Source organism: Nonomuraea sp. NPDC049141 (genome assembly GCF_040648415.1).
GTDB lineage: Bacteria > Actinomycetota > Actinomycetes > Streptosporangiales > Streptosporangiaceae > Nonomuraea.
Genome location: NZ_JBEZDR010000001.1, coordinates 571,097 through 595,068, shown reverse-complemented (window position 1 = coordinate 595,068; position 23,972 = coordinate 571,097). Strand labels below are relative to the sequence as shown.

Genomic DNA, 23,972 nt, shown 5'->3' with positions numbered 1-23,972 from the left:
TAGACGTGCTGAACGAACCCATGCTCTGGTCGGGCTGGGGCGACCCCGCCAAGGCCCGCGAGCTGCCCCAGCAGATCCGCGCGCTGCTCCACGACCTGCTGGGCGTGCGCGAGCCGGCCGCGCCCGCCGCCTCCTTCGAGTCCGTACGGCTGGCCCCGGTCGCGCTCCCGCCCGCGCGCCTGGCCGCGCTGGCCGAGGTGGTGGGCCACGAGCACGTGCTGACCTCGCGCGCGGCCAGGATCGGGCACACGCGCGGCAAGTCCACGCCCGACCTGCTGCGAATGCGCGCGGGAGACGGCTCGGACGCGCCCGACGCCGTGGTGCTGCCCGGGTCGCACGACGAGGTGGCCGCGCTGCTGCGGCTGTGCGCCGCCGAGCGGATCGCGGTGGTGCCCTTCGGCGGCGGCACGTCCGTGGTCGGCGGCCTGGCGGCGGCCCGGTCCGGCTTCGCCGGGGTGGTGGCGCTGGACCTGGCCCGGCTCGACCGGCTCGTCTCGGTCGACGCCGAGTCGATGGTCGTCACCGTCGAGCCGGGGCTCCGGGCGCCCGAGGCCGAGCGGCTGCTCGAACGGCACGGGCTGACCCTGGGGCATTTCCCGCAGTCGTTCGAGTACGCCACGCTGGGCGGGTTCGCGGCGGCCCGGTCCAGCGGGCAGGCTTCGGCGGGGTACGGGCGGTTCGACGACATGGTGGTGGGACTGACCGTCGCCACGCCCTCCGGCGACCTGTCCCTGGGGCGCGCGCCGAAGTCGGCGGCCGGGCCCGATCTGCGGCAGTTCCTGCTGGGGTCGGAGGGGGTGTTCGGCGTGATCACGGCACTGCGGCTGCGGGTGCGGCGGGTGCCCGAGCGGCGGGTGTACGAAGGGTGGCGCTTCGGGTCGTTCCAGGAGGGGACGGCCGCGCTGCGGGCCCTGGCGCAGGAAGGGCCGCTGCCGACGGTGCTGCGGCTCTCGGACGAGACGGAGACCATGATCGGGCTCGCCCGGCCGGACGCCATCGGGGGCGGGGACTCCGGCTGCCTGGTGATCGCGGGCTACGAGGGACCGGCGGCCGGACCACCGGAGACGTCGGCCGAGGGGCGGCGGGCCGGGGCGGGGGCGGTGCTGGCGCGGATGGGCGGGGTGCCGCTCGGGACCGAGCCCGGACAGGCGTGGGAGCACGGCCGGTTCGCGGCGCCGTACCTGCGCGACTCGCTGCTGGCCGTCGGCGCGACGGTGGAGACCGTGGAGACGGCCGGGTTCTGGTCCGCGCTGCCGCGCCTGTACGACGCGGTGCGGCTGGCGCTGCTCGGGGCTCTGGAGTCGCCGCTGGTCATGTGCCATGTCTCGCACGTGTACGAGACCGGGGCCTCGCTGTACTTCACCGTCGTCACCGCGCAGAAGGGGGACCCGGTGGAGCAGTGGGAGCGGGCCAAGGAGGCGGTCAGCGCGGCCATCGTGGCGGCTGGCGGCACGATCTCGCACCACCACGGCGTCGGCCGCGACCACCGCGAGGCGTACGCGGCGGAGCTGGGGCCGGTGGGCGTGGACATCCTGCGGGCGGTCAAGTCCCGGCTCGACCCCGCGGGCATCCTGAACCCCGGCATCCTGATCCCCTGAGCCCCCGTGGTCAGTCGGGTGGGTCGACCGCCGTGGCCTCCGTCATGGCCTCCGCCGCGTCGCCGTACCGCTGGAGGGCCTCGTAGACGTCCGACAGGCAGGCCAGCGAGACGATCAGCGGCGCGCCACCCGACGGGCGGCAGAGTTCGACGGCCTCCTGGGCGAGTGGCAGCGCCTCCTGGGCCTGGCCGCGCCGCAGCAGCAGCTTGGCGGCGGCCCGCAGGCAGCGGGCGAGCAGCACGGAGTGCTCGTCGGGGTCCGCGGCGACCAGCTCCCGGCTGAGCCCGATCGCCTCGTGGACTCTGCTGAGCGCGCCCCCGCCCCAGCGTGACCGTCTGCCGGCGTACGCCAGCAGTCCCTCGACGGCGGCCACCCCCATGGTGCCTTTCCGGGTGGCGTCGTCCGAACCGTTCCGGGCCATGGCAGCCCCCCTCGGCGGCGACGAACCGCTTGCTTGGGGCGTGAGGTTACACCATCACGAACCGATTGTGTTCCCCACGGCACGCTGCGTTCCGGATGTGCTTGGGGAAGAGGGTGCGGCTTGGGGAAGATCGCGGTAAAGATGTGGTCATGGTGGAAGTCGCGGCTGAGCGTGGAAAGCAGCTCTCCTCCCGGGTGTCGGAGGAAGGCGCGGGGTGGGCGTGCCAGCGGATCGGCACGTTCACCGGGCTGAGACCGGACACGAAGGGGTTCACCTGGTTCAGCCCGCGCACGCTGTGGCACTCGCGCAACCAGATCGTCGCCGGGCTCTTAGGCGACCCGTCCGGGCAGGTGCGCCGCAGGTGGGTGGCCGAGCAGGCGGCCCGTGGCGCCGACCCGGACTTCCGCGTCCGGCCCGAGGTGGGGGAGAGCTTCAGCTTCCTGCTGCTCGGCGACACGGGTGAGGGTGACGCCTCCCAGTACGCGGTCGTGCCCGGCCTGCTCAAGGTGGGCGAAGGCACCTCCTTCGCCGTCATCGCCAGCGACGTGCTGTATCCGGCCGGGTCCGGCAACGAGTACGAGAACAAGTTCTTCCGGCCGTACAAGGACTATGACGCTCCGATCTACGCGATCCCCGGCAACCACGACTGGTACGACGGACTCGGCGGGTTCATGCGCGTGTTCTGCGACGCCCCGGCGCTCAAGTCCAAGCGGGAGTCCGGGCTGCGCGGCCTGCTCTGGCGCAAGTCGGACACGATCGACGAGCGGCTCCTGGCCGAGGCGCGCAGGTTCAGGGAGCGGCCGTCGCAGCAGGCCGCGCAGCCGGGGCCCTACTGGGTGATCGAGACCCCCAGCCTGCTCATCGTGGGCGTCGACACCGGCATCCAAGGGGGGATCGACGCGCAGCAGACCGAGTGGCTGCGCCGCGTCTCGCTGGACCCGCGCCCGAAGATCCTCGTCACCGGCAAGCCGATCTACACGCGCAACGACTACAAGCCGTCCCCGCTGGAGGGCGGCGGCACGATCGACGACATCATCCGCGCCCCCGAACACCGCTACGTGGCCGCCATCGGCGGCGACGTGCACAACTACCAGCGCTACCCCGTCAGAGTGGGCGACCGGGTGATCCAGTACATCGTCTCCGGCGGCGGGGGCGCGTTCATGCACGCCACCCACACCACCCGCCGGGTGGACGTGGCGGGCGTGCACGAGGACGACTTCAAGTGCTATCCGCTGCGCGGAGACTCGCTGTCCTTCTACAGCCAGCTGTACGCGAAGCGGCTCCGGATGAAGTGGATCTACCTCACCCCGGCCGAGGCCGCCTGCATCATGGCGGAGCAGATCAAGAACACCCCGGTCCGGCCCGTCGCGGGGCCCATCAAGATCACCCGCAGGATGAGGTGGGCGGCCCGGCTGCTCGGGGCCTGGCCGATGCCGTTCCGGCTGCCCGTGGGGACGGTCTTCCACCGATACCTCTCCGAGCTCTCCGACTGGGACACCCCACCGTTCTTCAAGCAGTTCCTGCACCTTTCGGTCACGCCCGACCTGCTCAAGGTGCGCTGCTTCGCCGCCACCGGCTGCCTGCCGCAGGAGGTGGATCCGCCGATGGAGGACGAGGTGCACATCAGTTTGTCGTAGTCACCTGGCAGGCTGGACGGCGTGCACGTAGTGGTGACAGACCGGACGATCCTCCCGGTCGGCGGCCCGGCTCGTCAGGTCGACGACGTGGCGCGGGCCGTACGAGAGCTCGAAGCCGAGCGGCCGCGCTGGGTCTGGGCGGACGCGCGCGAGGCCTATCCGCCCCTGCTGCGCAGCGGCGTGCGGGTGTCACGTTGTCACGACCTGGCCCTCACCGAGGGCCTGCTGCTCGCTCATGAGGGACGCTACGGCCAGCCGCGCTCGGCCAAGGCCGCCCACGCCAGGCTGCACGGCCTGCCGGTGCCCGACGAGCAGCCCAACATGCCCGACACCCTGTTCGCGCCCGAGCCGCTCGGCGCGGAGGCGGTGGCGGAGGTGCTGGCCGACCAACTGCGCCGGATCGAGGCGCTGCCGGACCCCGGGCGGTTCCGGCTGCTGGTGGCGGCCGAGTCGGCGGGCGCGCTGATCGCCGCCGAGATGGGTTACGACGGCATGCCGTGGCGCCGCGACGTGCACGAAGCCCTGCTCACCGACCTGCTCGGGCCGCGCCCGGTGCACGGCATGCGCCCGGCCAAGCTCCAGGCGCTGGCCGACGAGGTGTCGGCGGCGTTCGGGCATCCGGTCAATCCCGACTCGGTGCAGCAGCTGGTCAAGGCGTTCAAGGCGGCGGGCGTCGCGCTCAGGACCACCCGGTCGGAGGAGCTCAAGCAGATCGACCATCCGGCCGTCGCGCCGCTGCTCGCCTACAAGGAGCTGGCCCGGCTCCACAGCTTCCACGGGTGGGTCTGGGCCGACCAATGGGTGCGCGACGGGCGCTTCCGTGCCGAGTACGTGGTGGGCGGCGTGGTGTCGGGGCGGTGGGCCACCAGCGGTGGCGGCGCGTTGCAGATCCCCAAGGTGATGCGCCGCGTGGTGGTCGCCGACGACGGCTGGACCCTGATCGTCGCCGACGCCGCCCAGCTGGAGCCGCGAGTGCTGGCCGCGATGGCCGGAGACAACGGGCTGGCGCGGGCGGCGGGGGAGATCGATCTCTACTCGGCGCTGGCCAAGTCGTTCGGGGGCGAGCGCGACCACGCCAAGATCGCGATGCTGTCCGCCATGTACGGCGGCACCAGCGGTGACGCGCCCAAGCTGCTGGCGGTCATGCGGCAGCGCTTCCCCAAGGCGTACCAGTTCGTCGAGGACGCGGCCAAGGCGGGGGAGGAGGGGCGGCTGGTGCGTTCCTGGCTCGGCCGCACCAGTCCGCCGCCGTCCGACCGGTGGAAGTCCCTGGTGTCGGGGCCCGAGGGGAGCAGGGCGCTGCGCGATCGGGGGCGGTTCACCCGCAACTTCGTCGTGCAGGCCACCGCCGCCGAGTGGGCGCTGGTGCTGATGGCGGTGCTGCGCGGGCGGTTGTCCGGCCCGGCCCGGCTGGTGTTCTTCCAGCACGACGAGATCATGGTGCACTGCCCGCTCGGCCAGGCCGAAGAGATCATCGCCGCGGTGTCGGAGTCGGCCGCCGAGGCCAGCCGGCTGCTGTTCGGGCAGACGCCGGTGCGGTTCCCGATGGAGGCGGTCGCGGTCTCCTGCTACGCCGACGCGAAGTGACGCGTTTTTCCATACGTCAGGCGGTGACTTCTCCCGGCGCGCGGTGCCAGGTGATCGCCAGCCAGACTCCGGCCAGTGTCACCATCACGCCCACCACCAGCCCGAGCACCCCGTACGACAGCCCGCCCACGATCGCGCCCGCGACGATCGTGCCGGTGGCGCCGCACACGTTCATCAGCAGGTCGGACAGGCCCTGCACGGCGGGACGGCTCCCGACCGGCACTGACTCCGAGACCAGCGCCGACCCGGCCACCAGGCCGCACGACCAGCCCAGGCCGAGCAGGATCAGCGCGGTGCTCACCTGCCAGACGCGGTGCCCGGCCGTACCCGCCAGAACGGCGGAGCTGAGCAGCAACGCCATGCCGAGCAGCAGCACCGGCACCTTGCCCGCCTTGTCGGCCAGCCAGCCCACCACCGGCGACATGACGTACATCCCGGCGATGTGCAGGCTGATCACCAGGCCGATGACGTCCAGGTTCGCGCCGTCGTGGTGGAGTTTGACCGGGGTCATCGACATGACCGACACCATCGCCGTGTGGCTGATCGCGATCATGACCAGGGCCTTGCGGGCCATGGGGGTGGTGCGCAGGGTCGTCCAGGCGTTCCTGATCGTCCGGTTCCGGCCGGGGGCGGGGGGCTGCGTGCCGTTCAGCTCGCGGGCCAGTTTGAGCGGGTCCGGGCGCAGGCCCACCAGGATGATGAGCATCGCCAGCGCGAACGCCAGCGCCGCGAACGCGAACGGCCCGGCCTTCTCCACCAGGCCGGCGGCCATGCCGATCTGGTCGGCGGGCTTGGCCAGGTTCGGGCCGGCGACGGAGCCGATGGTGGCCGCCCAGACGACCAGGGACAGGTGCCTGGCGGCGTGCCCCGACGGTGACAGGTCGGTCGCCGAGTAGCGGGCCGCCAGGTTGCCCGCGCTGCCGCCGCCCACCAGGACCAGCCCGGCCAGCAGCAGCGGCCAGTTGCGGAGGCTGATGGCGCCGACCGACACCACGCAGCCCGCCAGCGCGGCGACGTACGCCAGCGCCAGGCCCGCCCGCCGGCCGCCCCGGCCGGACGCCTTGGCGGTCGGCAGCGCCAGCAGGGCCGCGCCGAGGACGGTCGCGGTGCCCGCGAAGCCGCTGATCACGGTGGAGCCGGAGAGCTCGTCGACGACGACCGAACTCAGGGCCAAGCCGACGGCGACGCCTACGCCACCCACTATTTGCGCGGCGGACAGGATCGCGAGAGTGCGCCGCTGGACGACCCGGATCCGGTCAGGGGATGAAATATAGGGCTTAATAGGGGCGCTGGTCACGTGTGAAGTCTCGCATAGCCCCCGAGATCCCCCTAAAGACCCAAATCACCCCACGCGGTGGTATTCGGCCATATGCAGGATGCTTTCGGGTGCTCGATCGCCCGCCGCCGCGCTCAAAGGACCGCTACCGGATCGCCCTGCGTGATCCGGCCCGGTGCCTCCGGGATGAGGTTCCTGCCGAACCAGACCTTGCCGTCCCACCGGCGGTGCTTGGCCAGGGTGCGGATGGGCTCCTTGCCTTTGGTGTAGGTGCGGGTGTCGACGGTGGTCAGCACGCAACGGTCGCAGCTCTTGACCACCCGGAACTCCGTGTCGCCGATGCGGATCCGCTTCCATCCGTCCTCGGCGAAGGCGGTCTCCGCGCCGTCCACGACCACGTTCGGCCGGAACCTGCTCATGGGTAGCGGCGCGGGCAACTCCTCGCCGCGCTCGACCGCCGTCTCCGCGATCCAGTCGTTGAGCCGCGCCAGCGAGGCCGTGGACGTGAGCAGCAGCGGGTACGCGTCGGCCAGGCTGACCCGGTCGTCCGGCCGGCCGTACTCGGGATCGACGGGACGGCGGGTCGGGTCGTCCAGCCAGGCCAGCCGGGCGGGGCGGTCGATCAGCGCGGTCAGCCACGCGGCGGCGTCGTCACCGCAGTCGGTCAGCTCCACCGGCGTGTTCCGCATGTTGATCACGGAACGGGTGGAGGTGGGGGTGACCCGCAGCGGCGCGGCATGCGGGCCGGTGAGCGTGAGCGTCTCGCCGTCCAGCTCCGGCAGGCACATCAGCAACCGGGGGAACTCGCGGGCGGTCAGTATCACGCCGTGCTCGTCGAGGACGAGGTAGCGCCGGTCACCGGCCAGGCCCCAAGGCTGGACCTCGGCCTCTCGCACGTCGTGTCCGCTCGTCGACTTGACGGGATAAAAGTGGATGCTCGCCAGCTTCATGCGGCCGACGGTACCTGACGCTCACCTGCGGGGACATCCGGCGCTTCGCCGAGGGCCGAGGCGTTGGGGGTGGGTCGTCGGGCGGCTGTTAGCGTACTGATCGTTCCGAGAGAGGAGAGGTGTATGAGGGCTGCCACACCTGGGGTGACGTTCGACAGCGACGGGGTGCCGTTGCTGGGGGTGCTGCACCTGCCGGCGGGCGAGGGGCCGCATCCGGTGGTGGTGCTGCTGCACGGTTTCCCCGGGAACGAGCGCAACTTCGATCTCGCCCAGGCGCTGCGCCGGGCCGGGTACGCCAGCCTGGTCTTCCACTACCGGGGCTCCTGGGGAGTCGGCGGGCACTGGTCGTGGGCGAACGGCCTGGCGGACGCGGCGCGGGTGGTGGCGGCCGTGCGGGACAAGCCGTTCGCGGTGGAACACCGGCTCGACCCGGAGCGGGTCGCCGTGGTCGGACATAGCTTCGGGGGGTTCGTGGCGCTGATGACGGGCGCCGCCGATCCGGGCATCGCGGCCACCGTGTCGGTGTCCGCCTTCGACTTCGGTACGGTCACCCGCGGGCTCGACGCCGAGGGGCGGCGGGCGTACGTCGAGGCGTTCGACGACGAACTGCTCCCGCTCACCGGCACCAGCGGCGAGGCGCTGGTGGCCGAGATGGAGGCCGCGGGGGAGCGGTGGAGCCTGGCCTCGCTGGCACCCGCGTTCGCCGGACGCCCGGTGATGCTCATCGGGACCGGACTCGACCCCGTGACGCCCGCCGAGGTGCACCACCGGCCGCTGGTGCCCGCGTACGCGGGGGCCGCGCTCGAACACCATGAATGGGCCACCGACCACGCCCTGTCCGACCACCGCGCCGAACTGGCCACGACGGTCCGCGACTTCCTCGACCGCGCCCTCGGCGCGCGGTGACCGTTCAGATCCCGGCCGCGTGACCCGCCCACCCGCGCTCATGGCGCGGTGGGCGGGGGGTCAGGTCGTCTGGCGGAAGGTGTCGAAGAAGACCTTGCGGGTTTCGGCCTGGTCGTCCCACTTGAGCTCGGGCATGGTAAAGATGATCTTGAAGGCGTTGGTGTCGTCCATCGTGACGTACCGGGTCAGGGCGTGCATGGGGACGCCGTTGGCCAGCGTGTAGGTGTACTCCCAGTCGGCCGCCTTCCAGTCGCGATACCGCGTCGCCTGGAGCTGGACCTGGATGTAACCGTCGACGCGGCCGTCCGCCTCCTCGCGGGCCAGCTCCGCCAGGCCGCCGTCCGGCTGCGGGGTCGCCTGCTCGACCCGGGTCGTCATGCCCGAGTCCTTGGGGCCGGTGAACGTGGCGTCACCGCCTGACGCGGTCAGCTTCCAGCCGTTGGGCACGGCGGCGGAGAAACCGGGTGGGGTCTGCTCGCCGAAGCCGTCGGGCACGGTCGCCGTCAGGGGGTCATCGGCGGCGGGCTGTGACGAGACGGTGGTCGCCGCGCTCGGCACCGGAGCGGGCGTGCCATCCGTGCGGACGTACAGGACGACGGCCACGATCGCGCCGAGTGCCGCGATGGCGGTGACGATCAGGCGCGGGGTGGGGCGGCCGTCGCGGAGCCAGCCGCCGTCGTCGTCCTCGACCCTGCGCCTGCTCTTGGTCAGGCGTTGCGAGGCGCTGGGCAGGCTGGCCAGGCGGTTGTGGGTCAGATCGCGCGACAGGTCGATGGCCTGGTCACGCAGGTGGTCGGACGAGGCCAGGGGCCAGGGGGCGGCGCGGCTGTCACTGGTCAGGGGCAGGATCGGCTGCGGTCCCGACGGGCCGAAGGCGCCGTCGCGCGATTCCGGGCCCGCCGAGCCGCGGCGCGGGCCCGAGGGGCCGCCGAACGGTGAGCTGTCGGGCACCCGATGCGATCCCGATGGGCCGCCGAACGAAGGCGGCGCACCGGACGGCGACGAAGGCGGCGCTCCGAGCGGCCCGCCGGACGCGAAGCCCGGCGACGACGGTGGCCCTCCTGGCGGGAAGCCCGGCGACGACGGTGGCCCGCCCGACGGGTAGTCCGGCGGTGGGAAGCCCTGCGACCCGTAGTCCTGCGACGCGTAGTCCTGGGACGCGTAATCCTGGGACGGGTAGCCCTGCGAGGTGTAGTCATGCGACGGGAAGTCCCGTGACGGGGGGCCGCCCAGCGGTCCTGTCTGGCCGCCGGTGAAGGGGCGTACCACCGACGGGCCGGCCGGGTCGCTCTGCGACGGATGCGGGCCGGTCCCCGGTACCCGGTGCGACCCCGACGGGCTGGTGAACGCGTCAAACCCGTCCGCCCGGGGCAGCGCGTCCGTGCGGTGGCTGCCGGACGGGGTGGACATCCCGTCGTACGGCATGGAGTAGCCGCCCGACGGGCTGTTCAGCGGGTCGTACGGCACCCGTACCGGCCCCGAGGGGGTCTCCACGATCCGCGACGGCATCGGCCCGGACGGCATGTCCAGCGGCGGCAGCAACTCGGCCGGCGTCGAGTCCGTCCGCGTCGGCAGGGACCGCGCGGATTCGGCGGGGCGCGGGCGGACCGAGCCGTGCGCGTGCAGGACCCGTTCCAGCATGTCGCTGACCTGTTCGGCGGTGAGGCGTTCGGCCGGGTCCTTGCGCAGCAGGCCCTCGATCACCGGTGCCAGCGCGCCCGCCCGCTGCGGCGTGACCGGTTCCTGCGTGAGGACCGCGCCCAGCACCGCGATCGGGTCCGGCCCCTCGTACGGCGGGCGCCCCTCGACCGCGGCGTACATCGTCGCCCCGAACGACCACAGGTCGGCCGCCTGGGTGATCGACTGCCCGGACAGCCGTTCCGGCGGGATGTAGGCGGGCGAGCCCATGAGCAGTCCGGTCTGGGTGATCGTGACGTCACCCTCGATCGCGGCGATGCCGAAGTCCGTGAGGATCACGCGGTCCGCGGTGAGCAGGACGTTGCCCGGCTTGATGTCACGGTGCAGGATCCCGGCCGCGTGCGCGTGCCTGACCGCGTCGAGCACCCGGATGCCGATCTCCGCCGCCTGGATCACCGGGAGCGGTCCGCTCTGCCGGACCGCCTGTTCGAGGGACCAGGCCCGGACCAGTTCCATGACGATCCACGGCCGGCCGTCCTCTTCGACCACGTCGTGCACGGTCACGATGCCCGGGTGGGTCAGCCGTGCGGCGGACCTGGCCTCCCGCAGCACGCGCCGGTGGGCCACTTGCCTGCCCGTCTGGTCCAGTCCGTACGGGAGGATCAGCTCCTTGACCGCCACGTCGCGGGCGAGAAGCACGTCATGCGCGTGCCACACGATCCCCATGCCGCCTCGGCCGACCGGTGACATCAACCGGTAACGCCTGCCGATCAGACGACCCTGGCTCTGTGAAGCGTTTCCCTCCGCACCGGTGCCGCTGAGCAAGCGGTCGGCTGCCATGTTCCCGCCCCAATCTCCAGCCTCATCGGTCACAAGCGTCGCGCCGCCATACTTCCAGATTATGAGCGTTGGCCACGATATAGGCAGGTCATCGCCAAAGGAACCCAACGCGCTTCTTACAAATGCCTTGACGTGCGGAAATATCATCCATCAAATGGATCAGTCAGAGCGGTCGGCCAGTGCTATCAATGCGCTGGTGAATGCCTCTACGGGCGGTTTCACCAGGCCCGCTCCTACCTGACCGGTGCCCGCCACGCGGCCCGCGATACCCGTGTTGACGACGGGCAGGACACCGGTCCTGGCCACCAGCGTGAGGTCGATGCCGACCGGCGTGCCGCGGAAACCGAGCCCCGGGATCTGATAGGCGGGATGCTCGGCCAGCGTGATCTCGTACATGGACCGGGTCGCCGCCACCGCGTCCGCCACCTCACCGCCGACGAAGCGGACGATGGCCGGAGACGCCGCCATCGCGAACCCGCCCAGGCCGGACGTCTCGGTGATCGTGGAGTCGCCGATGTCCGGGTTGGCGTCCGCCGGGCCGTACGCGCCGAGGTAGAGCCCGTCCGGTACGCCCGCCGGACCGGTGAACCACTGATCGCCCAGCCCCGAGACCTGCACCCCGAAATCGGTGCCGTTGCGGGCCATGGCGACGACCATCGAGGAGCCCGGCACGTTTCTGGCCGCGTCGGTGCTCACCTTGCCCGCGGCCATGGCGGCGTTCAGGAAGAAGTGGTCGTTGCCGTTGACGAAGCGCAGCACCTCGGCGGCGCTGCCGGCCGCGGCCTCGACCACCCACGGGGCCAGCTCGCGCAGAAGCAGTGAGGTGGCCGCGCGGTTGCGGTTGTGCAGCTCGTCGCCCATCTGCAGCGCCTGCGCGATCAGCGCGCGCAGGTCGATGGGCCCGCTCAGCTCGATCGCCGCCGAAAGGACGGGCCCGAGCACCCGGTCCATCCAGTGCAGCCGGTCGAGCACCTCGGGCCCGTACGCGCCGTAACGCAGCACCTTGCCCAGGCCTTCGTTGAGCGAGCAGTACGCCGTGCCGCCATGCTCGGTGTCGCGCACCTCCAGCATCCACATCGACGGGCTCACCACGCCCGCCATCGGGCCGACGGTCGCGTGCCGGTGGCAGGGCTCCAGGCGCACCTGCCCGGAGGCGAGCAACTGCTCGGCCGACGGCACGTCGCGGGCGTACTCCTCGAGCAGCATCGCGCCGATCAGCGCCCCGCGCATCGGGCCCGACGCGCGTTCCCAGTCGATGGGCGGGCCCGCGTGCAGGAACATCAGCTCCGGCAGGCCGAGCACCTCCGAGGCCCGCCGTACGCCGACGAGCTGGGGACGGGCCGAGGTCAGGCGGCCGACGGCGCGCTCGTTGGCCGCGGGCAGGCGCGGGTCGGCGAGCACCCGGGCGAGCGCGTCCGCGGTGCCGGGCAGGGGCGGGCGCCACGCGACGGCGGTCGTGGGCACGGCCTGCGCGTCGAGCGACTCCTGGAGGAGGCCGGCGCCGACGGTGATCACGTGGGGCGGGCCAGAGAGCAGGGTCATAGGAGGTTCCTGGCGTGCCGGGCGGCTTGGGCGTTGGACGTGAAGACGGTCGCGCCCGCCTCGCGGAACGCGGCGGCCTGCCGGTGCAGGCCCTGCGGATCGCCCTCGGTGCCGATGAGCGCGACGACGACGGTGGCGGCCCCGTGGCCGCTCGCGTGGCTGGGGGCGTGATAGGTGGTGCGGGCGGTGACGTGGGCGATGGCCGAGGCGAGCGAGGCCGCCGGGTCGGGGTCGGCGCCGTGGCCGAGCACGACGTCCATCAGGATCACGTCGCCCGGCTCCACCTGGGCGAGGGCCTCCAGGCGCAGCGTCGGGTCGATCATCGGATGGGCGCGTCCCCGGGTGTAGGCGTCGTCGCCGTAGTCGGTGAACTCGCCCGACCCGGCGATCAGGCTCGCCTCGGCGCAGAGCGTGCCGCCCGAGTAGATGCCCTTGAGCTTCGTGTACGTCGACGTGGGCGACCAGCCGGGCCACGACTCCCATGCGGGGACCGGCCGGCCGAGGGCGCGCAGCGCCTCCTCTGTCGCCGACGTCAGGTCGCGCTCCCCGAGCAGCGCGGAGACGACCGGCGTACGCAGCGTCTCCACCACCTCCTGTACGGCCCGCGCCACCGCCGGGTCGGGCGGCTTGGAGACGAGCACGATCAGCTCGGTGGCCGGGTCGTCGTCCAGCATGCGCAGCGCCCGCATCGTCGACAGGCCGCCCACCTCGGCCGACAGGTCCCTGCCGCCCACGCCGAGCACGTGGCTCACCCCGGCCCCCGCCTGGTCGAGCAGGGACGTCACCTGCTGGGCGCCGGTGCCGGAGGCCGCGACGACGCCGACCGGGCCCGGCCTGAGCACGTTGGCGAAGCCCAGCCCGGCGCCGGCGATCACGGCGGTGCCGCAGTCGGGGCCCATGACCAGCACGTCCCGCTCCTCGGCCAGCAGCTTGAGCCGCCGCTCCTGGGCGACCGGGACGCCGTCGCTGAAGATCATCACGGGCAGGCCCGCGTGGACCGCGTCGAGCGCCTCGCAGAAGGCGTGCTCGCCGGGGACCGACACCAGCACCAGGTCGGCCGGGGTCCTGGCGGCCGAGCGAGTGGTGAGCGGGGGCTGGTCGGCCGCCTGGGTCCGGGAGGCGGACAGCAGGGCCAGGGCCTGGTCGAGCTCGCCGGCGGCGGCCTCCACGCCGTCGCCGCGCAGCGCGACGAGCAGGTCGCCCGGGTCGGCGGGAGGCAGGTCGAAGCCCAGGTCGCGGGCCAGGCCGAGGTTCAGTTCCGTGGCCATGGCGACGATGGCCACCTGCATGCCGGGCAGGTCCGACAGCGAGCGGCTCACCCGCATGAGGGTGACCGAGTCGTGGTAGACGCCCTTGCGGATGAGCACCGCGTCTCGGGTCATCCGAGCACGCTCAAGGCGTCGGACGGGGTTCCGGTCCCGCTCAGGCTTTCGGTCATGGCTAGGACGGCGTTCAGGCCGATGGAGATGCCCTGGAGCAGGTCGGATCCGGAGGTGTGGCCGAGCGCCCGCAGCCGCCGCCACGCCGGTTCGAGCTCCTGCCGCCCGGCGAGGCCGCGCAGCACGGCGATCACCTCGGGGCTCGCCTCGCCTCTGGCCGCGCAGTGCAGGAGCGTCGCCGAGATCGGCGTCGTACGGGCGCGGGCGTCGTACGTCACGGTCGCGGCCAGCCAGTCCGCCAGCCACACCGCCCGGTCCGACCCGGTCGCCGCGCCGAGGTGCCTGAGCGTGACCAGCAGCCCGGCGAGCACGTCGTCCCCGCTCGGCGTCAGCCCCGGACCGAGGCCGACCAGCTGCTCGGCCGCCGTCACCGCGCCCAGCAACCGGCCGCTCACGCAGCTGGTTGCCAGGAGTTCGATGGCGGCGTTGCTGGCCAGTCCCGGTTCGCCGGGGGCCAGGTGAGGGGCGGTCTGTCTGAGCCGTACCGGATCGACCTGACCGAGCGGCGGCGCGGGATCCCACCAGCGGCGCGCCCGCAGGCTCAGCCGTCCCAGCTCGATGGAGCCGTCGCCCACGGCGGCCTCGTCACCCACGGTGAGGTGCGGCAGCTCGGCGGCCAGCAGCACGGAGTTGGGCAGCCGGGTCGCCGCGCCCGTGATGACGGCGATCACGGACGGCTCAAGATCAGTCCTGACCTCCACGTACGCCCCGGCGGGGAAGACGGCCAGCACGCGGGCGGGGCTTCGCGGCGCCTCCAGCACAGGGCGTACCGCCGCGCTGGCCGCCCCTGTCACATGGGTACGCGGGCGCCTCGCATGAGTACCGACGGTCACTGAACCTCCCTGCTGACGTTGGACCTGACCGTAGAACGTCTCGGACAACCCTCCGTACGGATAAATTTGCCAACAGTCAGCGAGAAGGTTGGCTCTTCCTGACAGACCGCTTCTGGGGTCACAATCTTCACATGGAGCCCCCCGTCCGACTCGCCAGCACGGGCACGATCACCCACGGTGTGTCCGTGGGCGAGGTGCTCGGCGTATCGACCCTCGCGGACGCCCGCCTGATCGCGGGGGAGAGCGGGCTGGGCCGCATCGTGCAGCGCCTCAACGTCATGGAGGTGCCGGACATCCTGGCCTGGGTGAAGCCGCACGAGTTGCTGCTGACCACCGGCTACCCGCTGCGCAACACCCCGCAGTCGCTCGGCCGCCTGGTGGCCGACCTCGACGAGCGCAAGCTGGCGGCGCTGGCCATCAAACTCGGCAGGTACGTGGACAAACTGCCCGACGAGATGGTCGAGCAGGCCGACCGGCTCGGGTTCCCGCTCATCATCCTGCCGAACGACGTCGGCTTCGACGACATCCTGAACCAGGTCCTGACCGACATCCTCAACCGGCAGGCCGCCGTGCTGGCCCGCGCCGAAGAGGCGCACCGGGCGCTGGTACAGGTGGTGCTGGCCGGCGGCGGGCTCGACGAGGTGACCGCCGAGGTGGCCGCGCTGCTCGACGTCGCGGTGGCGGCGGTGGACGGCGGCGGGCGGGTGCTCGCCACGGCCGGGCCGGCCGACCACGTGACCCTCCTGTGGGAGTCGATCGCGCACGAGGGACCGCCGCTCATCCCCGCCCCCACCTCGGGCCGGACCCCTTCAGGCACGCCCGCCTCCGGTACGGCCGGCCGCACGCGGGCGTTCGCCTCCGTGCCCGTCGTCGCGGGCGGGCACCACCACGGCCGCATCGTCGCCTACAGCCCGGCCGGGACGATCCGTGACAGCGACGTCGGCATCCTGGAGCGCGCCGCGACCGTGGCCGCGCTCGTCGTCACCAGGCAGGAGGCGGTCAACGCCGTCGAGAGCAAGTACCGGGCGGACTTCCTGCGCGACGTCCTCACCGGCCGGGCGGGCACGGCCGAGCGCGTCACGGCGCGGGCCAGGGCGTTCGGCTGGGACCTGGAACGGCCGGTCACCGTGCTCGTCGCCGAGCTCGACCCGGACGGCGACGAGCGCGCGACCCAGGACCGCCTCGTCGCGTGCTGGGTCGCGGCGATGCGCCGCCACGACCCCCAGGGCGCGGTCGCGGGTTTCTCGCACGAGGTGGTGGCCGTGCTGGACGCCACGGTGGACGCCGCCAGGGTGGCCAAGGACGCCGCCTCCGCGTTCGCCGACGTGCCGCCCGCCACGTTCTCGACCGGCACCTCCCGCCCCTCGCCCGGCGCCGAACTGCTGCCCGAGGCGTACTCGCAGGCCCTGAAGGCGGCCCGCGTCGGCCGCCAGCTCCACGGCCCCGGCGCGGTGGCCCACTTCGACCAGCTCGGCGTCTATCGGCTGCTGTCGCTGGTGAACGACACGGAGGAGCTGCACGCGTTCGTCCGCGAGACGCTGGGACCGCTGGCCCTGGACAACGACGCCGAGAACTCCGACCTGCGCCGCACCCTGCAGGTGCTCCTGGAGACGAACCTCAACGTGGCGGAGACGGCCAGACGGCTGCACTTCCACTACAACACGCTGCGCTACCGCATCGGCAAGCTGGAGCGCCTGCTCGGCAACTTCACCGACGACCCGCACCTGCGCCTCAACCTGACCCTGGCCCTGCACGTGCTGCGCATGCGGGGCATCTAGGCTGAGTGGTCGTGGACTTCGAACTGCGCTCCGAGTACATCCCGCTGTGTGACCTGCTGAAGTACTGCGGGGTCACGGAGACGGGCGGCATGGCCAAACACCTGATCGCCGAGGGGCTCGTGTCGGTGGACGGGGAGGTGGAGCTCCGCAAGACGTGCAAGATCCGGGCGGGGCAGGTGGTCACGGGGGACGGCTTCTCGATCCAGGTGCACTGAAGTCACGGGAAGTCACTACGAGATTATTCGCTGTTTACTATCCTCGAACATGAGAGTGAAAAAGAAACGGCCCCCGTCGCCGGGGGCCGTAGAGCCCGGGAACGTAGCCCCGGGCGTTGCATGACTCCATGTTAGGGAAGGTCGCCGTGGGTGACAAGTCAAACACCGAAACAGCGCGCGTCGGAGTGTACGTCGACGGCTTCAACCTCTACTACGGTCTCAAGCGCCTCAGCGGTCGGCGTGACCTCTGGCTCGACCTGGCGGCGATGGCCCGGGACCTGCTCAGGCCCGGGCAGCGGCTGGAACTGGTCACCTACTTCACCACGCTGGTGCGCGGCGACCCGACTTCCGTGGAGCGGCAACGGGCCTACCTGGCCGCGCTGAAAGCCCACGGCGCCGACGTGGTGCTCGGCAGGTTTCAGGAGCAGCTGAGGAGATGCCGGAAGTGCGGCGCCACCTGGCGGTCCTACGAGGAGAAGAAGACCGACGCCGCCATCGCGAGCGCCATGGTCGCTGACGTCGCACTCAGTGCGATCGATGTCGTCATGCTCGTGTCGGCCGATTCGGATCTCTGCGCGGCGGTCGAAAAGATCCGCGAGATCGACGTGCTGCGTGGAACCAAGACGCGGGTCGTCGCCGCCTTCCCACCGGGCAAAAGCTCGGACGGCCAGCGCAGGTGTAGCGACGCGTGGTTTCCCATCGGAGCGGCCGTCGTGCGGCGCTCCCAGTTCCCCGATGTGGTGAGCGGCCCTGGAGATGCCGTCTACCATCGCCCCCCGCACTGGAACTGACCGTTCACCGAACCCTCCGAAGGTAGTGCGCAACCACACCTCTGGTCAGGAAAGCGAATTTGGCAGATCATGCCCGTGTACGAGCACGCCCACGGGCCTAATGTGCCCGCAACGGCAGCACGAATCTCAGGCGGGATGCAGAAGGAGCCTGCGGGGCGGCACTGGAAGCGGCGGCCCGGGTGAAGAGGGGCTCACATGGTTTTCGGTTGGACCAAGCACGGCGACGGCAAGCACCTGGCTCCCGGTGAGATCGTCCGGCCCGACGAGCGGCTGACCTGGCCGCGCATGATCGGGTTCGGCGCGCAGCACGTGATCGCGATGTTCGGCGCGACGTTCGTGTTCCCGCTGGTGATGGGGCTGGACCCCAATGTCGCGATCATGATGTCGGGTGTGGCCACGATCCTGTTCCTGCTGATCGTGAAGGGCAGGATACCCAGCTACCTAGGCACCAGCGCGTCGTTCGTGGGCGGGGTGTTCGCCATCAGGGCGATCTTCGGCGGCGACACCGCGGGCGCGGACGCCATCGTGACCGGCGCGATCCTGGTCGTCGGGTTGGTGCTCGCGCTGGCCGGGGTGGCCGTGCACTTCCTCGGGGTGGAGATCATCCACCGGATCTTCCCGCCGGTCGTCACGGGCGCGGTGGTCATGCTGATCGGGTTCGGGCTGGCGTACGTGGTGGCGGACGTCTACTGGCCGCAGGACCAGTGGATGGCGCTGATCACGATGCTGGTGACGTTCGTGGTCGTGGTGGCGTTCAAGGGTTTCATCGGGCGGATCGGCATTCTCATCGGCCTGATCGTCGGGTACGCGCTGTCCTGGGTCGCCGACCAGCTCTTCGGCCAGGTCCCGGCCTACACCGACGGCACGCTCAAGATCGCCCCGCACCTGCGCGTCGACTTCTCCAAGCTCGCTGACGCGCCTTGGGTGGGCCTGCCGTCGTTTCATCTGCCAGACTTCAGGTTCTCGGCCGTGCTGCTCGTGCTGCCCGCGGTGATCGCGCTGATCGCGGAGAACATCGGTCACGTCAAGGCCGTGGGAGAGATGACGCGGACCGACGTCGATCCTTACGTCGGCCGCGCCATCGCCGCCGACGGCGTCGCCACCGTGGTGACCAGCGCCGTCGGCGGCTCGCCCACCACCACCTACGCCGAGAACATCGGCGTCATGGCCGCCACCAAGGTCTACTCCACCGCCGCCTACTACATCGCCGGCCTCATCGCCATCCTGTTCGGGCTCAGTCCGAAGTTCGGCGCGCTGGTCTCCGCCACTCCCTCTGGTGTACTGGGCGGTGTGACCGTCATCCTGTACGGCATGATCGGCCTTCTCGGCGCCAAGATCTGGATCGAGAACCGGGTGAACTTCGCCGACCCGGTCAACATGGTCCCCATCGGCGCGGGCATCATCCTGGCGATCGGTCCGGTGAAGCAACTGATCAGCGGCGACTTCCGGCTGGAGGGCATCGCGCTCGGCACCATCGTCGTCGTGGGCGGCTATCACCTGCTGCGCGCCATCGGCGGGCGGGCCCCGGACGAAGGACCGGCCCCTCTCGGGAGCGACGCCGGGTGAAGCCGCCGCCGTTCGAACACCACGCGCCGCGCGACCTCGGCGAGGCCCTCGACGTCCTCGCCGAGGTGGGTCCGCACGGCAAGGTGCTCGCCGGCGGCCAGAGCCTGATCCCCATGCTCAACATGCGGCTGGTGGCGCCCGAGCACCTGGTCGACATCAACCGCGTCGAGTCGCTGGCCACCGTCGACCCGTCCGCGGAAGGCGTCACCGTGGGCGCGCTGGCCAGGCACTCCCAGGTGGAGCGGCAGGCCGGGCATCCGCTGCTGCGGCAGGCGCTCCGGCTGGTCGCCCACCCGGTGATCCGCAACCGGGGCACGGTGGTGGGCAGCCTGGTGCACGCCGACCCGGCCGCCGAGCTCCCCGCCGTGCTGGCCCTGCTCGGCGGGACCGTGCGGCTGGCCCGGCTGGGGGGGAGCCGCGAGGTGGCCGCCGCCGAGTTCTTCGTCGGGCCGATGGAGTCGGCCGTCCAGCCGGGCGAGCTGGCTGTGTCCGCATATTTCCCGTCACCCCCGCCGAGGTCCGGCACGGCGTTCCGCGAGGTGGCCAGGAGGCACGGTGACTACGCCCTGGCCGGGGTGTGCGCGGTGGTCACGCTGGACGACGACCTGCGCATCGCCGCCGCCCGGGTGGCCTGCGTCAGCGTCGGGCCGGTGCCGGTCGTCGTGGACGTGGGCGGGCTGTGCGAGCGCCGTCCCGCCTCGACCGTCGACTGGGCGGCCGTGGCGCAGGCCGTACGAGAAGAGACCGAGCCGGAAGGCGACATCCACGCGAGCGCCGCCTACCGCCTGCACCTGGTCGGCGTCCTCGCCGAGCAGGCGCTGAAGGACGCGGCCCGTGAGGCGGCGGAACCGTGGGGTAGCGATCCAGCAGGGACGTGAAAGGGAGGCCGGTTTGGAGCGCGAGATCACGCTGGTGGTGAACGGCGCCGCGCGGCGGGTGCGGGTGCCCGGGCGGCGGCTGCTGTCCGACTGCCTGCGCCACGACCTCGGGCTGACCGGCACGCACGTGGGCTGCGAGCACGGCGTGTGCGGGTGCTGCACCGTGCTGCTGGACGGCGAGCCGGTGCGGTCGTGCCTGACGTTCGCGGTGACCGTCGACGGGCAGGCGATCACCACGGTGGAGGGGCTGGCCGGACCGGACGGGATGTCGGCGGTGCAGCGGGCGTTCGCGGAGTGCCACGGGCTGCAGTGCGGCTTCTGCACACCGGGCTTCCTCTGTACGGTGACCGCGCTGCTGCGGGACAACCCGGCGCCCACCGACGAGGAGGTGGTCGACGGCATCTCCGGCAACCTGTGCCGCTGCACCGGCTACCAGAACATCGTCAAGGCCGTCCACCGGGCGGCGGAGCTGATCGCCGAGGAGACCTAGGGATGACCACCAGGCTGTTCGGGGAGGCGGTCCAGCGCCGGGAGGACCCCAGGCTGCTCACCGGCGGCGGCCGGTACCTCGACGACCTGGGCTCCGGCGCGCTGGAGGCGGCGTTCGTGCGGTCGCCGCACGCCCACGCCCGCATCCGCGACATCGACGTGAGCGCCGCGCTCGACGTCGACGGCCTGGTCGCGATCTACACCTGGGAGGACCTGCCCGAGCGGGTGGGCCGCCCCCTGCCCCTGCTGATCCCGCATCCCGCGCTCACCCACGGCCGCACCGCCTACCCGCTGGCCAGGGACGTCGTCCGGCACGTGGGCGAGCCGGTGGTGATGGTCGTGGCGAGGGACCGCTACCTGGCCGAGGACGCGTGCGGGCTGATCGAGGTCGACTACGAGCCGCTCAAGCCGGTGGTGGGGCTGGAGGAGGCGGTTCAGGGCGCCCAGCTCGTGCACGAGGACGTACCGGGCAACGTGGGCGCCCATCTGGTGCAGGAGGTACCGAGCCGGACGGGACGGAGCGCCCGCGAGGCCATCGAGGCGTCGCCGCACACGCTGTCCTTCCGGCTCGACATCGAGCGCAGTGCGAGCATGCCGCTGGAGGGCCGCGGCGTGTACGCCCGGTGGGACGGCTCCGACCTGCGTGTCTACACCAGCACCCAGACCTCGACCAGCGTCCGCATGGCCGTCGCCGCCGCCCTGGACCTGCCCCTGCCGCACGTCGAGGTGATCGCGCCCGACGTGGGCGGCGGGTTCGGGGTGAAGATCGTGCACCCGTGGCCGGAGGAGATCCTGGTGCCGTGGGCGGCGATGCGCCTCGGCCAGGAGGTCAAGTGGACCGAGGACCGGCGCGAGCACTTCATCTCCTCGGCGCACGAGCGGGGCCAGGTGCAGCACGTCAAGGTCGGGTTCGACGACGACGGGGTGGTCAACGGGCTGGACGTGACGATCCTGCACGATCACGGCGCCTACACGCCGTACGGGATCATCGTCCCGATCATCACCTCGACGCAGTTGCTCGGGCCGTACCGGATCGGTGCCTATCGGGTCGAGTTCTCCGCCGTCTACACCAACACCGTGCAGGTCACCCCGTACCGGGGGGCGGGACGGCCGCAGGCCGTGTTCTGCATGGAGCGGACGATGGACAAGATCGCCCGCTACCTGGGCAAGGACCGCACCGAGGTGCGCGCGGCGAACTTCATCGGGCCCGACGAGTTCCCCTACGACCAGGGCATGATCTTCCAGGACGGGCGCCCGCTGATCTACGACAGCGGTGACTATCCCGAGATGCTCCGCATGATCAAGGAGCTCATCGGCTGGGACGACTTCGAGCCCGCCGAGCACCGGGGCATCGGCATCGGCTGCTACGTCGAGGGCACCGGCGTCGGCCCGTACGAGGGCGGCCACGTCCAGATCACCTCAGACGGCCGCGTACACGTCTCCACCGGGCTCACCTCGCAGGGGCAGGGCCACGAGACCGTGTTCGCCCAGATCGCCGCCACCGAGCTGGGCGTGCCCATCGAGCGGATCTCGGTCGTCACGGGCGACACGCGCAGGTTCGGGTACGCGGTGGGCACGTTCGCCTCCCGCGCGGCGGTGATGAGCGGCAACGCCATCGCCCTGGCCTGCCGCAAGGTGCGCGAGAAGGCGCTGCGCATCGCCGCCGAGGCGCTGGAGGCCGACCCGGGCGACCTGGAGATCGCCGACGGCCTGGTGCACGTGGTGGGCGCCCCGTCCGCCTCGATCCCGCTGTCCACGGTGGCGGTCCTGGCCAACCCGCTGCGGTACGCCTTCGACGAGGAGGCGGCCAAGGCGACCCAGTTCTCCGGCAACTCCTCGCCCGACAAGCCGCCGGTGGCCGAGGGCGACGAGCCGGGGCTGGAGGGGCGCGACTACTACTCGCCGATCAGGTCCACGTTCGCGGCCGGGATGCACGCCGCCATCGTCGAGACCGACCCGCTGACCGCCGAGATCAAGGTGCTGCGCTACGCGGTCGTGCACGACTGCGGCCGGCTGATCAACCCGATGATCGTGGAGGGACAGATCCACGGGGGAGTCGCCCAGGGCATCGGCGGCGCCCTGTACGAGCGGATGGTGTACGACGGGCACGGGCAACTGCTCAACGCCTCGTTCATGGACTTCCTCATGCCGTACGTCACCGAGATCCCGCACATCGAGACCGCCCACCTGGAGACGCCGTCGCCGCTCAACCCGCTCGGCATCAAGGGAGCGGGGGAGGCCGGGGTGATCCCGGTCTCGGCGGTGATCGCGGGGGCGATCGAGGACGCGGAGGGCATCGAGATCGACCGCATGCCGATCTCGCCGTCCGAGCTGTTCGACCTCAGGAACCTCGCCGGACAGGCCGGCGGCGGCGCGTGCGATGATCGGCGCCGTGACGATCCATGACGAACTGCGCGCACCCGGCGCGGGTCTGACCACGTTCCCCGGCTCGGCCGCCGAACTCGGCGAGGTGCGACTGATCGACCTGGCCTGGAACGAACTCGCCGAGCTCCCCGCGTGGCTGGGCGGCCTGACGTCGCTGGCGGAACTCCGGCTGGACGGCAACCGCCTGAGCTCACTGCCGAGCCTGGCCGCACTCACCGGACTTCGGGCGCTGCACCTCGACGGCAACCGGCTGACCGAGGTCCCCGGCTGCCCGCCGTCACTGGAGACACTCTCCCTGTACGGCAACGCCATCGAGACGCTGCCGGAACGGCTCAGCACCGGGCTGCGGCACCTGGCGGCGGGCGGCAACCGGCTGACCGGCGTCCCCGACGCGCTGTGGAAGCTGACCCGGCTCGAATCGCTCAACCTGGCCGAGAACGCGCTCACCGAGGTGCCCGCGGCGATCGGCGGCCTGACCCGGCTGCGCATGCTCGACCTCGGGCACAACCAGCTCACCGCGATCCCGCCGGAGATCGGCGACCTGGGCCTGACCGACTACCTCTACCTGAGTGACAACCGGTTCACCGAGGTGCCCGCCGCGATCGGCCGGCTCGACCGGCTCGCCTACCTCAACGTGACCGACAACCTGCTGACCGGCCTGCCCGAGGCGCTCGGCGGCATGGCGTCGCTGGTCGAGCTCCGGCTCTACAACAACCGGCTGGCGGAGCTGCCCGGCTCCATCGGCGGGCTGGGCCGGCTGCGCGAGCTGCACCTGCAGGGCAACCGGCTGGCCGCGCTGCCCGCCTCGATCGGCGAGCTCGGCGAGCTGCGCGTGCTCGACCTGCGAAACAACCAGTTGCGCTCGCTCCCCGGCGCGGTCGCGGGGCTGGCCCGGCTCACCCACCTGGACCTGCGCAACAACCGGCTCAGGACGCTGCCCGAGAGCCTCGGCGACCTGCCCGCGCTGGAGAAGCTCGACCTGCGCTGGAACAAGCTCGACGGCGAGCCTGACGCGCTGCGCCGCCTGGCCGAGCGCGGCTGCGTCGTCCTGCGGTGAATCTCGGTTTTATCTCAAGCGAAAGTGAACCGGCCCTATGAGGGTTGCGTATCTCGGCACATGACGACATTTCCACGTCTGGCCGCTACTGCGCTGCTGGTCGGGCTCGTCGCTGGCTGTACTAACGCCAGCGGCTCAGTAGGCGC

19 protein-coding genes are annotated in these 23,972 nt (G+C 71.8%); 12 read left to right on the top strand and 7 right to left on the bottom strand.

From position 1 onward, the window contains the following. Positions 1–20 precede the first annotated feature (20 nt). Entirely contained in the window at positions 21–1,598 is a 1,578-nt protein-coding gene (locus AB0B91_RS02740; RefSeq protein ID WP_358315667.1) for an FAD-binding oxidoreductase, read from the top strand. 10 nt (positions 1,599–1,608) lie between these two features. Here the strand turns inward: AB0B91_RS02740 and AB0B91_RS02735 are convergent, their stop codons facing one another. Continuing rightward, on the bottom strand, positions 1,609–2,019 hold the full coding sequence (locus AB0B91_RS02735) for a tetratricopeptide repeat protein (RefSeq protein WP_358314236.1): 411 nt from the start codon (positions 2,017–2,019) through the stop codon (positions 1,609–1,611). Between the two features lie 149 nt (positions 2,020–2,168). Between AB0B91_RS02735 and AB0B91_RS02730 the strand changes: the two genes are divergently transcribed. Both AB0B91_RS02730 and AB0B91_RS02725 read left to right on the top strand, forming a co-directional pair. Beyond that, positions 2,169–3,656: a metallophosphoesterase gene (locus tag AB0B91_RS02730; RefSeq protein WP_358314233.1), complete on the top strand. Its 1,488-nt coding sequence runs from the start codon at positions 2,169–2,171 to the stop codon at positions 3,654–3,656. Between the two features lie 21 nt (positions 3,657–3,677). Further along, a complete protein-coding gene (locus AB0B91_RS02725; protein WP_358314230.1) occupies positions 3,678–5,243 on the top strand; it encodes a bifunctional 3'-5' exonuclease/DNA polymerase in 1,566 nt (521 codons plus the stop codon). A 16-nt stretch (positions 5,244–5,259) separates the two neighbouring features. Here the strand turns inward: AB0B91_RS02725 and AB0B91_RS02720 are convergent, their stop codons facing one another. Both AB0B91_RS02720 and AB0B91_RS02715 read right to left on the bottom strand, forming a co-directional pair. Beyond that, positions 5,260–6,540 carry an MFS transporter gene (locus AB0B91_RS02720; RefSeq protein ID WP_358314227.1) on the bottom strand — a complete coding sequence of 427 codons (1,281 nt, stop codon included), beginning with the start codon at positions 6,538–6,540 and terminating at the stop codon, positions 5,260–5,262. A gap of 113 nt (positions 6,541–6,653) precedes the next feature. Further along, a complete protein-coding gene (locus AB0B91_RS02715; protein WP_358314224.1) occupies positions 6,654–7,469 on the bottom strand; it encodes an MOSC N-terminal beta barrel domain-containing protein in 816 nt (271 codons plus the stop codon). Between the two features lie 123 nt (positions 7,470–7,592). Here AB0B91_RS02715 and AB0B91_RS02710 point away from each other — a divergent pair, with 123 nt between their 5' ends. Beyond that, positions 7,593–8,375 (top strand): alpha/beta fold hydrolase, encoded by a 783-nt coding sequence (locus AB0B91_RS02710; RefSeq protein WP_358314221.1) that lies wholly within the window; start codon positions 7,593–7,595, stop codon positions 8,373–8,375. A gap of 60 nt (positions 8,376–8,435) precedes the next feature. On the opposite strand, the gene AB0B91_RS02705 is transcribed toward AB0B91_RS02710, so the two are convergent. From AB0B91_RS02705 to AB0B91_RS02690, 4 genes are all read right to left on the bottom strand, one after another. Then, the gene (locus tag AB0B91_RS02705; RefSeq protein WP_358314218.1) at positions 8,436–10,853 is read right to left on the bottom strand and encodes a serine/threonine-protein kinase; all 2,418 of its coding nucleotides are present in this window, start codon (positions 10,851–10,853) and stop codon (positions 8,436–8,438) included. 159 nt (positions 10,854–11,012) lie between these two features. Next, a complete protein-coding gene (locus AB0B91_RS02700) occupies positions 11,013–12,395 on the bottom strand; it encodes a DUF1116 domain-containing protein (protein ID WP_358314215.1) in 1,383 nt (460 codons plus the stop codon). Next, on the bottom strand, positions 12,392–13,777 hold the full coding sequence (locus AB0B91_RS02695; protein ID WP_358314212.1) for an FdrA family protein: 1,386 nt from the start codon (positions 13,775–13,777) through the stop codon (positions 12,392–12,394). Before AB0B91_RS02695 ends, AB0B91_RS02700 begins: the two co-directional genes overlap by 4 nt. Beyond that, positions 13,774–14,667 (bottom strand): DUF2877 domain-containing protein, encoded by an 894-nt coding sequence (locus AB0B91_RS02690; RefSeq protein ID WP_358314210.1) that lies wholly within the window; start codon positions 14,665–14,667, stop codon positions 13,774–13,776. Before AB0B91_RS02690 ends, AB0B91_RS02695 begins: the two co-directional genes overlap by 4 nt. Positions 14,668–14,798: 131 nt before the next feature. Here AB0B91_RS02690 and AB0B91_RS02685 point away from each other — a divergent pair, with 131 nt between their 5' ends. From AB0B91_RS02685 to AB0B91_RS02650, 8 genes are all read left to right on the top strand, one after another. Continuing rightward, positions 14,799–16,445 carry a PucR family transcriptional regulator ligand-binding domain-containing protein gene (locus AB0B91_RS02685; protein ID WP_358314207.1) on the top strand — a complete coding sequence of 549 codons (1,647 nt, stop codon included), beginning with the start codon at positions 14,799–14,801 and terminating at the stop codon, positions 16,443–16,445. Between the two features lie 11 nt (positions 16,446–16,456). Further along, a complete protein-coding gene (locus tag AB0B91_RS02680; RefSeq protein WP_358028224.1) occupies positions 16,457–16,660 on the top strand; it encodes an RNA-binding S4 domain-containing protein in 204 nt (67 codons plus the stop codon). 146 nt (positions 16,661–16,806) lie between these two features. Continuing rightward, positions 16,807–17,451 carry an NYN domain-containing protein gene (locus tag AB0B91_RS02675; RefSeq protein ID WP_358314205.1) on the top strand — a complete coding sequence of 215 codons (645 nt, stop codon included), beginning with the start codon at positions 16,807–16,809 and terminating at the stop codon, positions 17,449–17,451. Positions 17,452–17,646: 195 nt separating this feature from the next. Continuing rightward, on the top strand, positions 17,647–19,017 hold the full coding sequence (locus tag AB0B91_RS02670; RefSeq protein WP_358314203.1) for a solute carrier family 23 protein: 1,371 nt from the start codon (positions 17,647–17,649) through the stop codon (positions 19,015–19,017). Beyond that, on the top strand, positions 19,014–19,895 hold the full coding sequence (locus AB0B91_RS02665; protein ID WP_358314200.1) for an FAD binding domain-containing protein: 882 nt from the start codon (positions 19,014–19,016) through the stop codon (positions 19,893–19,895). The genes AB0B91_RS02670 and AB0B91_RS02665 overlap by 4 nt, the downstream gene beginning before the upstream one ends. A gap of 13 nt (positions 19,896–19,908) precedes the next feature. Continuing rightward, a complete protein-coding gene (locus AB0B91_RS02660; RefSeq protein ID WP_219530900.1) occupies positions 19,909–20,385 on the top strand; it encodes a (2Fe-2S)-binding protein in 477 nt (158 codons plus the stop codon). 2 nt (positions 20,386–20,387) lie between these two features. Next, positions 20,388–22,790: an aerobic carbon-monoxide dehydrogenase large subunit gene (cutA, locus tag AB0B91_RS02655; RefSeq protein ID WP_358314197.1), complete on the top strand. Its 2,403-nt coding sequence runs from the start codon at positions 20,388–20,390 to the stop codon at positions 22,788–22,790. Beyond that, positions 22,777–23,826 carry a leucine-rich repeat domain-containing protein gene (locus AB0B91_RS02650; RefSeq protein ID WP_358314194.1) on the top strand — a complete coding sequence of 350 codons (1,050 nt, stop codon included), beginning with the start codon at positions 22,777–22,779 and terminating at the stop codon, positions 23,824–23,826. Before cutA ends, AB0B91_RS02650 begins: the two co-directional genes overlap by 14 nt. Positions 23,827–23,972 lie beyond the last annotated feature (146 nt).